This is a genomic window from Streptomyces sp. NPDC004610, from assembly GCF_040609715.1.
Taxonomy (GTDB): domain Bacteria; phylum Actinomycetota; class Actinomycetes; order Streptomycetales; family Streptomycetaceae; genus Streptomyces.
This window is the reverse complement of sequence record NZ_JBEXLA010000030.1, coordinates 125386-136528: the sequence shown is the minus strand read 5'-3', so window position 1 is coordinate 136528 and position 11143 is coordinate 125386. Positions and strand designations below refer to the sequence as shown.

Sequence of the window (11143 nt, the reverse complement as noted above, 5' to 3'; positions counted from 1 at the left end):
CCGGAGAGCCGGACGGCCACTCCTGGGGAGCCACAAACGGCAAGCCACCATCAGCCACATCCGGCCCTCCCGGGCCACCCAACAACTTACGGAGCCACCATGTCCCAGCGCACCCAACGCACCCAGCGCATCCGCAGTACCTCCGTCCTGGTCGCCCTCACCGCCTGTACGGCGCTCGCGCTGTCCGCCTGTGGCGGGGTGGAGGGCGGCGCGGGCGGCGGCCGTACCGGTACACCGGAGCTGACCGAGTCGATGCCCGCGGCGAAGTCCGGGGTCGACGGGTTGAGATGGGCGCTCTACGCCGAGCCGTCGTCGCTGGACCCGATCTACAGCAATGACTTCCCGCCGATGGAGGTGCTGGCGAATGTCTGCGAGAGCCTGCTGAGGATCGACCCCGATCTCAGCCTCAAGCCGTCCCTGGCCGCGTCCTGGTCCAACCCGGACCCGCTGACCTGGGTGTACGAGCTGCGGCCCGGGGTCACCCTGCACAGTGGGGCGGAACTGACCGCCGAGGACGTGGCATACAGCCTGGGCCGCAATCTCGACAAGGCGCTCGGCTCCTACCACGACGCGGTCTATCAGAACGTCACGTCGATCGAGGCGACGGGCGAGCGGCGGATCACGGTCCGGCTGACCAAGCCGGACGCGCAGTTCAACCAGGCGATGGGGACCCCGGCCGGGCGGATCATCGGCAAGGCGCAGGCCGAGGAGGCGGGGGAGCGGCTGGGCCGCCCGGACGGCGGGATCGACTGCACCGGCCCGTTCGCGCTGGCCGACTGGTCGGCGGGCGAGTCGATCACCATCGAGCGCCACGACGGCTACTGGGACCGGCCGCGCGCGGCGAAGCCCGGCAAGGTGGAGTTCGAGTTCATCCGCGACCCGGCCGCCCGGACCACGGCGATGCTCGCGGGGGAGCTGGACGGCTCCTGGTTCGTCCCGGCGTCGGGCTACAGCAAGCTGCTGGCGCAGGGCGGCACGGCGTCTCCCGAGGGGGGCGGGGAGTCGCTGTACTTCGGCCGGACCTCGGGGAGTTACGTCGGTATGGTCACCGACCTCAAGGGCCCGCTCGCCGATGTCCGGATCCGCCGGGCGCTGTCGCTGGCCATCGACCGCGAGGGCATCATCTCGGCGGCGGTCTCCGGTGCCGCCGAACCCCTCAAGGCGCCCGCGGCCCCCGGCACCTGGGGCTATGCGCAGCCGGAGCTGAAGGCCGCGTACGAGGCGCTGCCGGAGCCGGGCGGGCCGGTGGAGGAGGCGAAGAAGCTGGTCGCCGAGGCCGGTGCCCCCGCAGAGCCGATCACCATCGCGGTGACCGGCTCCCAGTCGGAGATGCCGGTCATCGGTACGGAGGTCAAGCGCGCCGGGGAGGCCATCGGGCTGAAGGTCGACATCAAGACCCTGCCCGCCGACAACTACAACGCGCTCTACAGCGACGCGAAGGCCCGGGAGGGCATCGACATGCTGTTCTCGCTGTGGCAGGCGGACTATCCCGACCCGACCGCGATCTACCAGTACCTCAGGACCGGCGACACCTTCAATTTCGCCCAGTTCTCCGACCCGGAGTTCGACCGGCTGATCGACGAGGCGAAGGCCACCGCGGACACCGGCAGCCGCGCGGATCTCATCTCCCGGGCACAGAAGATCGCCGTGGAGCAGTCGATCTGGATTCCGCTGTACACCCCCTTCAATCCCCTTTATCTGAAGCCCGGTCTGACCGGCGCGCCGGTGAACTCGGTACAGCTGAGCTATCCGTGGGCGGCGGGGATCGGAAAGCGCTGAAGTTGCCGACCATCAGCGAGGCGCCGGCCCAGGCCGCTCAATCAGGAGTCAGGAGTCAGGTTCAGGGGTTAGGAGTCAGCCGTCTATCAGGGTCGTCAGGAGTCTCTACGGTCATCAGGGGCAACGCTCGTCCACTTTGACCACGGCGAAGTCGACCCGGGTGGTCGTGGCGTGCCGGCCCGGCGCGGGGGTCTGGCCGCACACCTTCCAGTTCCGGCCGACGAACTGCATCCGCCGGTCGCCGAGGGCGTCATGGGAGGCGATGGTGGTGAACCCGGCGTCCCGGGCCGCGTCCTGCGCGCTCTGGAGGTCCTTGCCCGCGGAGTCCGGCAGCGTCGCGGTCGCCTTCTCGCTCCGAGAGGACAGGAACAGGATTGCGGCGATCACCACCACAGTGAGGACCATCCCCTTCTTCATCAGGTGTCTCTCCCCTGGGACTCCATCGCTGCGGCACCACGGCACCGGCCGCCGCCGACGTCACATGATGGCGGCGCGACGAACGCCCCGGCGTCAGACCGGCGGCCGGGTTCGGGGCTCAACATGTCGGCCGTCAGGCTGACTTGGTGGCGGTGGGGTCACCCCGGAGGCGTACGACCACGGTCGCCCCTCCCACCGGCTCCGGCGCCTCGGCGGCCGGGCAGTGGATCCCGTCCGCCCCCGTCCGTCACCGTTCGGCCCGGTCCGCCACGGTCCGCCGCCCCCGTTCGCCACGATCCGCCGCCCCCGGCGCGGCCATGTCCGCCCCCGCGGCAACCCGCGCACGGTTCGGAAGGCCCCGCCCCTACGGCAGATAGCCCAACCGCGCCGACAGCGTGCGGGCCGCCTCGGTGACCGCCGCCGCGAAGGTCACCTCGGTCTCGTCGGTGAGGCGGCTCATGGGGACATTGACGCTGAGGCTGGCCATCGGCTCGCCGTCGGCGCCCAGGACCGCGGACGCGACCGAGCCGACGTCGGAGCGCCATTCGCCCCGGTTGACGGCGTAGCCCTGGGCCCGGACCACGTCCAGTTCGGCGCGGAGCCCGTCGAGGTCGGTGATGGTGGTGTCGGTGAAGCGGGGGAGGCCCTCGGCGAGCAGCGCGCCGACCGCCTCCGGGGCACTGCTCGCCAGTACCGCCTTGCCGTTGGCGGAGGCGTGCATCGGCAGCGCGTGGCCCAGGGACATATTGGTGCGCACCGGCTTGGCGGTCTCCAGGCGCTCGATCAGGACCATCCGGTCGCCCTCCAGGACCGTGAGATGGATGGTCTCCTCGGTGCGGCGGCGCAGCTCCTCCATCACCGGGACGGCCGCGTCCCGCAGACCGAGGTCGCCGCTGGCGTGGCGGCCCACGTCCAGGGCCTTGGTGGTGACCGCCCAGCGGGTCAGCTCGCCCCCGGCCGGGCGGATCCAGCCCGCCTCGTGCAGCGTCCGCAGCGCCCGCTGGACGGTGCTCTTGGGCATGCCCAGGACGCGGGACAGCTCACCGACCCCGATCGGCTGCCGCGTCGCGACCTCCTCCAGCACCCGCAACGCGTTGAGAACGTTCTGCATCCTCGTCGACTCCCTCGGTCCCGCCCCCGCACTCGTACCTTCTCACGGCACACACTGCCGTGTCACGGCACGAGGATTTTCATTTCTCTCCCTTCTCTCTCCCGCGTGGCGGGGTTGCGGCAAACCGGAGATAGTGTCTCCATTTGAGGTAGGCTGTGCGGGGAACGAGCCAGTTGGCACGTCGGACCCACGACGTCGAGCAGAGGAATCCGCCGATGACCCCGCCGGACGCCCCAAAGAAGCGGCGTGACGCCGAGGCGAACCGCCGCAAGCTGCTCGTCGCCGCCCGCGCGGTGTTCCAGGAGCACGGACTGCGCGCCACCCTGGACGATGTCGCCCACCGGGCGGGCCTCGGCGTGGGCACGGCCTACCGGCACTTCCGCAACAAGCAGGCCCTGATCGACGCCCTCTTCGACGACATGCTCGCCCGGATCGAGGAGGCCACCCGCGAGGGCTCCGAGGACTCCGACGCCTGGCGCGGACTGGCGTCGCAGATGGAACGCGTCGCGGAGCTCCAGGCCTTCGACCGGGGGGTGCGCGAGGTGCTGTTCGGCACCGGGGACGCGATGCCCCGGGAGCGCGAGTTCCAGGAGCGGATCCGGCATCAGATCGATCTGATGGTCGAACGCGCCAAGGCGCAGGGTGTGCTGCGGCCCGACGCCGAGCCCTGGGATCTGATGCTGGTCCAGCAGATGCTGGCCGCCGTGACCGACCGCACCGGCCAGCCGGACCTGTGGCGCCGCTATCTCCGCCTCCTCCTCGACGGCCTGCGCACCCACCCGGACCCGGCGGACCCCCTGCCGTGCCCCGACTTCGGCCTGCGGATGGGACCGCCCCGCCGGGGTGTCGCGGGCGCCCTGCTCGGCGGGGACGACGACGACCCGGCCCCCGGGGATCCCGCCGACCACGCCCCCAAGGGTCCCGCCGACCACGCCCCCACGGATCCGCCACCCGGCCCGAGTTGACGGACCCCACCCCACCTCCTGCCCGGGGCGAAACCCCAGGTCGGACCGTATTGTCAGTCGCCCCTGCCACTATCTCCCCATGCTCTACGACAGCCTGGTGGCCGCATCCCGCAGGAACGACCCGCTCGACGGGGTGCGCCTCGCCGCGCTCGACCGGAGCCGGTGGCTGGTCGACCTGCTGGCGCGGCAACGGGCCGAGTACCGCGCCCTGCTGGGGCCGGGGCACGGGCAGGGCGGCGGCGCGGGGGCCGCGATACGGGCCCGGATCGACGGACGGCTCGCGGCCTGCGGGGACGAGGACGGCAGGGCCGCCGTCATCACCCTCATGCTGGCCGCCCGCTGGGACGACATCCTGTGGGACTACCGCGACGAGATCCGGCCCCTGGTCGAGCGGGTGCGCGGCTGGACCCCGGACGAGGTCGCCGTCCTGCTGCTGCGCGCCGGGGAGCACGAGACGCTCCCGCTGCTCTCCGACACCCTGCACCACGCCATGAACGCGGCCGACCTGCTCGACGCCGACGGGCGCCGCGCGGTCCTGCCCCGGCTGCGGCACGCCCACGCGCGGGCCATGGAGACCGGCGCCGCGCGCGAACCGGACTCCCCCGCCCACCGGCTGCGCGAGCTGATCGCCGAGGTGGACGAGACCCTCGTCGCCGACGGACTGATCCCTCCCGGCGCCCCCTGGGCCACCGCGCTGGACATCCGGGCGCGCAAGGAGCCGTCGCCGGAGTTCGCCCGGCTGCTCAGGCACCTGGCGGACCCGCCGGGCGCCCGCCCCACCCAGCGTTGGCGCCGGACCTGCGCCGGGCTGGTCGACGCGGCCGGGGCCCGCGAACCGCTCGGGGAGGTGCTCGGGGCACTGGCCGAGGGCGACCCGGTGTGCGTGGGCGGCAGTTGCACCGGCGCGGACCCGGCCGCCGCCGCCCGGCACCACCACGTACTGGTCGAGGAGAACGGCGCCGACCTGGCCCGCGGTGTCATCTGGGCGGCGGCCTGCACCGGCGGTCCGGCGGCCGTCCGGCACCTGGGCGCGCTCGCCCTGCGGACCGGCGTGGGCGGCGGAGTGAGCCAGGACCCCGGCCTCGCCGCAGCGGCCATCAACGCCCTCGGTGACATCGGGGACACCACCGCCCTGGACACCCTGCGGCGGCTCCAGCACCGGATCAGGCACCGGGGCCTGCGCAAGCGGATCGACGCCGGGCTGCTCACCGCCGCCGGGAAACAGGGCCTCACCGCTGAGCAGCTGATCGAGCGGGGCGTCCCCGACCACGGACTCGGACCGGACGGCTCCCTGGAGCGGACGCTGGGCGGACACCGGGTCCGGCTGCTGATCGAGGACGCGGCCACCGTCCGGCTCACCTTCACCCGGCCCGGCGGCGGCACCTCCCGCACGGCCCCGGCCGCGCTCAAGGACGGCTGCCCGGAGCAGCTCAAGGAGCTGAAGGACCTGGCGAAGGAGGTGCGCGGCACCCTGTCGGGGGAGCGGGCCAGGATCGAGGCGCTGCTGTCGTCCGGCCGGGAGTGGGCCTACGACGACTGGTGCCGCTACTACCGGGACCATCCGGTCACCGGGACCGTCGTGCGGGGCCTGATCCGGGAGTTCCGCGACCCGGACGGCGTCTGGCACGCGGTGGCGCCCCTGGCCGAGCCCGACCCGGACGGACGGCGGCCCCTCGCCGTCCGGCTGTGGCATCCGGTGCGGGCCACGGCGGACGACATCGGGGCCTGGCGGGAGCGGCTGGTCGCCGAGCGGCTGCGGCAGCCCTTCAAGCAGGCGTACCGGGAGATCTATCCGCTCACCCCGGCCGAGCGGATCACGGGCACCTACTCCAACCGGTTCGCCGCGCACATCGTGCACTACCGGCGGCTCTACGCCCTGTTCAAAGAGCGGGGCTGGCGGGCGAACTTCCTGGGCCGCTGGGACGGCGGTGGCGAAGGGCCGGCCTGGGGCGAGTCCGCCGACGGCCGCTGGCGGGCGGGCCTGCACCACGAAACCGCCGCCGACGACGACGGCCAGGGCCACGCGCCCGTCCACGCCACCACCGACCAGGTCCGCTTCGAGCGCCGCGACGGCCGCACCTGGCGGCCGGTGCCGCTCGCCGAGGTGCCCCCGCTGGTCTTCAGCGAGGCCATGCGGGACGTCGATCTCTTCATCGCGGTCACCTCCATCGCCGCCGACCCCGACTGGACCGACCGGGGCGAGGACCGCCACACCGCCTACCGGCGCGCGGCCGGTTTCGGTGAGCTGACCGCCACCGCCGAGATGCGCCGCGAGGCGCTGGCCCGGATCCTGCCCCGGCTGCGGATCGCCGACCGCTGCACCCTCGACGGCCGCTTCCTGACCGTCCGCGGCGATCTGCGCACCTACCGCATCCATCTGGGCTCCGCCAACATCCTCATGGAGCCCGACGACACCTATCTCTGCATCGTCCCCGGCACCGGAAGACCGCCCGGCACCCTCTTCCTGCCCTTCGAGGACGAGCGTCTCTCCCTGATCCTCAGCAAGGCGTTCCTGCTGGCCGCCGACACCGCCATCACCGACCCCACGATCCTGCGCCAGCTCCGCCGCCGCCCCTGACCCGGACAGCACCGGCCCCGCCGGGGGCGGACGGTCGGGCGACGCCCCGCGACTCGTGGAAGGCGGCTGTCCGCGCCGACGAGTACGCGGCCTCGCACTCGTCCTTGTCGGCGAACCACTTCTCGATGTCGTCGACGAGGTCGAAGAGGTCAAAGAGGTCGAAGAGATGCCGCTGCCGGGCCTCGGTGGCGCCCGTGCGAAGTGCCGCTCCCGGGCGACCACCACGAAGTACTCCAACTGCCGGAACCGCAGACACGGGACCTCCCTGCGGCCCGCGCCCCCCCGTATCTCGTTTCCCCATGCCCCCGGAGCACAAGACAATCGCCCCCATGACCACCACCCCGGACCCCACCACCCCCACCTCCACCCCCACCCCCGCCGTCATCCTGATCACCGGCGTCATGGCCTCGGGCAAGTCCACCGTCGCCGAACTCCTCGCCCGCCGGTTGCCCCGGGCCGCCCATGTGCGCGGTGATGTGTTCCGCCGGATGATCGTCTCCGGCCGGGAGGAACTGCTCCCCGAGGAAACCGCGGAGGCCCGCGCCCAGTTGCGGCTGCGCCACCGGATCTCCGCGCTGGTGGCCGACGAGTACGCGCGGGCCGGATGGACGGCGGTGGTGCAGGACATCGTCCTGGGCGACGACCTCGCCCACTTCATCACCCTGGTGGGGACCCGCCCGCTGTACGTCGTCGTCCTGGCGCCCGACATCGGGACCGTCCGGGCCAGGGAGTCCGCCCGAGCCAAGACGGGCTACGGTCCCTGGACCGTCGATGCCCTGGACGACGTCCTGCGCGCCCGGACCCCGAGACTGGGCCGCTGGCTGGACACAACGAAGCTGACCCCAGAGGAGACGGTGACCGCCCTCCTCGCGGACCTGGCGTCGGCACGGGTGGACGCGGACCCGGAGACGGACACACCCCCGAACCCACCCCCGAACTCACCCCTGGACCAGTCCCCGCACCCACCCCTGGACCCACCCCTCCGTACCGCCGAGTAGGTTCCTCCGTACCGCCTCTTGACTCGTGACCCGCCAGTAGCGATCCTCGTGCCACACCTTGCGCCGGTCATGACAACCCCGCTTCGGGGGAGGGCAACGCGCCCGCGCCGCCGGGCGCGTCGACCGTGCCGTCCCGCTGACCGAGGGATGTGACCCGTGCCCGTGGCCCGCCGCCCCCACCCCGACCGGCGCCGCACCAAGCTGACGCTTGTCCCGCTGCTCCTCTTCGTGCTGGCCTTCGCGCTGGGCCCCACGCCCAGTTCCGCGGCCGGAGACGACTGGTGGAACCCCGCCAACCGCCCCGCCCCCGACTCCGCGATCAATGTCACCGGGGCGCCCTTCACCGGCACCACCGCCGACGGCGAGGTCCGCGGCTTCGTGGACGCGCACAACCACCTGATGTCCAACGAGGCGTTCGGCGGCCGGCTGATCTGCGGCAAGCCCTTCTCCGAGGCCGGGATCGACGATGCCCTCAAGGACTGCCCCGAGCACTACCCCGACGGCTCCCTCGCCCTCTTCGACTTCATCACCAAGGGCGGCGACGGCAAGCACGACCCGGACGGCTGGCCCACCTTCGCGGACTGGCCCGCGTACGACTCCCTCACCCACCAGCAGAACTACTACGCCTGGGTCGAACGCGCCTGGCGCGGCGGCCAGCGGGTCATGGTCAACGACCTGGTCACCAACGGGGTGATCTGCTCGGTCTACTTCTTCAAGGACCGCTCCTGCGACGAGATGACCTCCATCCGCCTCCAGGCCAAGCTGACCTACGACCTCCAGGACTACGTGGACGAGATGTACGGCGGCCCCGGCAAGGGCTGGTTCCGGATCGTCACCGACAGCGCCCAGGCCCGCCAGGTGATCGCGCAGGGCAGACTCGCCGTCATCCTCGGGGTGGAGACCTCCGAGCCGTTCGGCTGCAAGATGATCCTCGACGTACCGCAGTGCAGCAAGGAGGACATCGACAAGGGGCTGGACGAGCTGTACGGGCTCGGGGTGCGCAGCATGTTCCTGTGCCACAAGTTCGACAACGCGCTGTGCGGTGTCCGCTTCGACGAGGGCGCTCTCGGCACCGCCATCAACGTCGGCCAGTTCCTGTCCACCGGCACCTTCTGGCGCACCGAGAAGTGCGCGGGCGCCCAGCACGACAACCCCATCGGCCTGACCGCCGCCCCCGGCGCCGAGGACGAACTCCCGGCGGGCGTCGAGGTCCCGGCCTACGACCAGAACGCCCAGTGCAACGTCCGCGGCCTCACCGACCTGGGCGAATACGCCGTACGCGGGATGATGGACCGCAAGATGATGCTCGAAGTCGACCATATGAGCGTCAAGGCCACCGGCCGGGTCCTCGACCTCTTCGAGGCCGAGTCCTACCCGGGCGTCCTCTCCTCGCACAGCTGGATGGACCTGAACTGGACCGAACGGGTCTACGGCCTCGGCGGGTTCATCGCCCAGTACATGCACGGCTCACAGGCGTTCAGCGCCGAGGCCGAACGCACCGACGCCCTGCGCGAGCAGTACGGCGTCGGCTATGGCTACGGCACCGACATGAACGGCGTCGGCGGCTGGCCCGCCCCGCGCGGCGCCGACACCCCCAACCCCGTCCGGTACCCCTTCACCAGTGTCGACGGCGGCTCGGTCATCGACCGGCAGACCACCGGGCAGCGCACCTGGGACCTCAACACCGACGGCGCCGCCCACTACGGGCTCGTCCCCGACTGGATCGAGGACATCCGGCTCACCGGCGGCCAGGACGTGGTGGACGACCTCTTCCGCGGCGCCGAGAGCTATCTCGACACCTGGGGCGGCACCGAGTCCCATGAGTCCGGCGCCGATCTCGCCCGGGGCGCGGCGGCGACCGCCAGCTCCGCCGAGTGGAACCCGTTCACCAGTTACGCCCCCGGCCGGGCCGTCGACGGCAACCCGAACACCCGCTGGGCCAGCGACTGGAGCGACGACCAGTGGCTGCGCCTCGACCTCGGCGCCACCCACCGCGTCGGCCGGATCACCCTCGACTGGGAGCGGGCCTACGGGAGCGCGTACCGCGTCGAACTCTCCACCGACGGACAGCGGTGGACCACGGCCTGGTCCACCACCGCCGGGAACGGCGGCCTCGACACCGCCCGCTTCGACGCCCAGCCCGCCCGGTACGTCCGCCTCCAGTTCCAGGACCGCGCCACCGAATGGGGGTACTCCCTGCACGAGGTGACGGTCCACAGCGACTGAGGCGCCCGCGGGGCTACGCCGTGAGGTCGGACTCCCGGCGGCGGCAGCTCGGCACGGCCCGTCCTCGCCGGGCCGCGCCGGGCGGGAGTTCCCTGGCAGGGGTGAGCCGTGCCGGGCGGCAGTTTCCTGGCATGGGTGAGCCGCGCCGCGCGGCAGTCCCCTGGCGCGGGTGACCATGAGCCGCGTCCCGGGCGCGGCAAGGGTGAGCCGTGCCGGGTGGCAGTTCTCTGGCACGGGTGAGCCGCGCCGCGCGGCAGTTCCCTGGCGCGGGTGACCATGAGCCGCGTCCCGGGCGCCGCGACGATGTCCGTCCCGGGCTCGTCATCGGCCCGCGGAGGAACACCCGCCGGCCCGTGTACCGCGGCCGGACCTCGGGCGCGATCAGCGGCCACACGGTCGAGTCACGGGGACGCCCCGCCGGACCGCCTCTCCCCGGACCGCCGCGTTCAGGTCACCGCGCCGCAGACGGCGGAGGTTCGGCTCCGGTACGGCTGCCTCGTCCATCGGGGCGTGCGCCGCCTCGGCGCCCGACGCGTCCAGCGGCCGGATCGAGGCCGGCGCAGAGCCGAGCGTGGTGACGGCGGCCGTCGCGTCGAACCCGGCCGACGCCCGCATCCCGTTGCTGGCCAGGGGCAGAAGGGCGGCGCCCATGCCCTCGGCGGTGTCCGGGTGAGCCTCGTACACCTCGGCCTCGAACCCGCCGTCCGCAGCGCGAGTGCCGACGCGGACCCCGCGATGCCACCGCCGATGACCAGAACGCGTCACGGTCACCCTCCGCTCCGCTCGTTCCCGCGCATGCCGGGCGGATGGTTTCACGCGTCCATCCTGTGCGTCGGGCGATATGCCGGGGGCGGAGCGAGGTCGGCCGGAAATCTGCCCCCCTGCCGGGTGGCCGGACGGCCCCCCGTGGGAAGACCCCACCGGAGGGCCTCACCGGCCGCGCGGGGGAGTACCGGCACAGGGCGCCCGGAGATGCCTCAGGCACCGACGGATGTGACGGATGCGACGGATGCCGACAGACTTCAGCGGGCGCCGCGAGGCGACAAGAGAACAGAGCGAAGAGGGTCGG

General features: G+C 72.6%; 7 protein-coding genes and 1 pseudogene. 5 read left to right on the top strand and 3 right to left on the bottom strand.

What is annotated here, in order from left to right:
* Positions 1 to 99: 99 nt before the first annotated feature.
* Positions 100 to 1779 (top strand): ABC transporter substrate-binding protein, encoded by a 1680-nt coding sequence (locus tag ABZX40_RS29475; RefSeq protein WP_355747464.1) that lies wholly within the window; start codon positions 100 to 102, stop codon positions 1777 to 1779.
* Between the two features lie 114 nt (positions 1780 to 1893).
* Here ABZX40_RS29475 and ABZX40_RS29470 read toward each other — a convergent pair whose 3' ends face one another.
* Positions 1894 to 2196, bottom strand: coding sequence for a hypothetical protein (locus ABZX40_RS29470; protein ID WP_355747467.1), 303 nt, complete (start codon positions 2194 to 2196; stop codon positions 1894 to 1896).
* Between the two features lie 364 nt (positions 2197 to 2560).
* Positions 2561 to 3307, bottom strand: coding sequence for an IclR family transcriptional regulator (locus ABZX40_RS29465; protein WP_355747470.1), 747 nt, complete (start codon positions 3305 to 3307; stop codon positions 2561 to 2563).
* A gap of 215 nt (positions 3308 to 3522) precedes the next feature.
* Here ABZX40_RS29465 and ABZX40_RS29460 point away from each other — a divergent pair, with 215 nt between their 5' ends.
* The 4 genes and pseudogenes from ABZX40_RS29460 (at position 3523) to ABZX40_RS29445 (ending at position 10074) form a co-directional block, all read left to right on the top strand.
* Entirely contained in the window at positions 3523 to 4272 is a 750-nt protein-coding gene (locus ABZX40_RS29460; RefSeq protein WP_355747473.1) for a TetR/AcrR family transcriptional regulator, read from the top strand.
* Between the two features lie 79 nt (positions 4273 to 4351).
* On the top strand, positions 4352 to 6850 hold the full coding sequence (locus ABZX40_RS29455; RefSeq protein ID WP_355747476.1) for a DUF4132 domain-containing protein: 2499 nt from the start codon (positions 4352 to 4354) through the stop codon (positions 6848 to 6850).
* Between the two features lie 329 nt (positions 6851 to 7179).
* A pseudogene (locus ABZX40_RS29450) lies at positions 7180 to 7719 on the top strand (AAA family ATPase); the annotation flags it as partial.
* Positions 7720 to 8004: 285 nt separating this feature from the next.
* Positions 8005 to 10074 carry a discoidin domain-containing protein gene (locus tag ABZX40_RS29445; protein WP_355747479.1) on the top strand — a complete coding sequence of 690 codons (2070 nt, stop codon included), beginning with the start codon at positions 8005 to 8007 and terminating at the stop codon, positions 10072 to 10074.
* 381 nt (positions 10075 to 10455) lie between these two features.
* Here ABZX40_RS29445 and ABZX40_RS29440 read toward each other — a convergent pair whose 3' ends face one another.
* Positions 10456 to 10839 carry a hypothetical protein gene (locus tag ABZX40_RS29440; RefSeq protein WP_355747482.1) on the bottom strand — a complete coding sequence of 128 codons (384 nt, stop codon included), beginning with the start codon at positions 10837 to 10839 and terminating at the stop codon, positions 10456 to 10458.
* Between the last annotated feature and the right edge of the window lie 304 nt (positions 10840 to 11143).

What these genes read in the sequence shown, in the direction of transcription:
- ABZX40_RS29470 (WP_355747467.1), bottom strand. Translation starts at nt 2,196, where the DNA reads ATGAAGAAGGGGATGGTCCTCACTGTGGTGGTGATCGCCGCAATCCTG.
- ABZX40_RS29475 (WP_355747464.1), top strand. Translation starts at nt 100, where the DNA reads ATGTCCCAGCGCACCCAACGCACCCAGCGCATCCGCAGTACCTCCGTC.
- ABZX40_RS29465 (WP_355747470.1), bottom strand. Translation starts at nt 3,307, where the DNA reads ATGCAGAACGTTCTCAACGCGTTGCGGGTGCTGGAGGAGGTCGCGACG.
- ABZX40_RS29460 (WP_355747473.1), top strand. Translation starts at nt 3,523, where the DNA reads ATGACCCCGCCGGACGCCCCAAAGAAGCGGCGTGACGCCGAGGCGAAC.
- ABZX40_RS29455 (WP_355747476.1), top strand. Translation starts at nt 4,352, where the DNA reads ATGCTCTACGACAGCCTGGTGGCCGCATCCCGCAGGAACGACCCGCTC.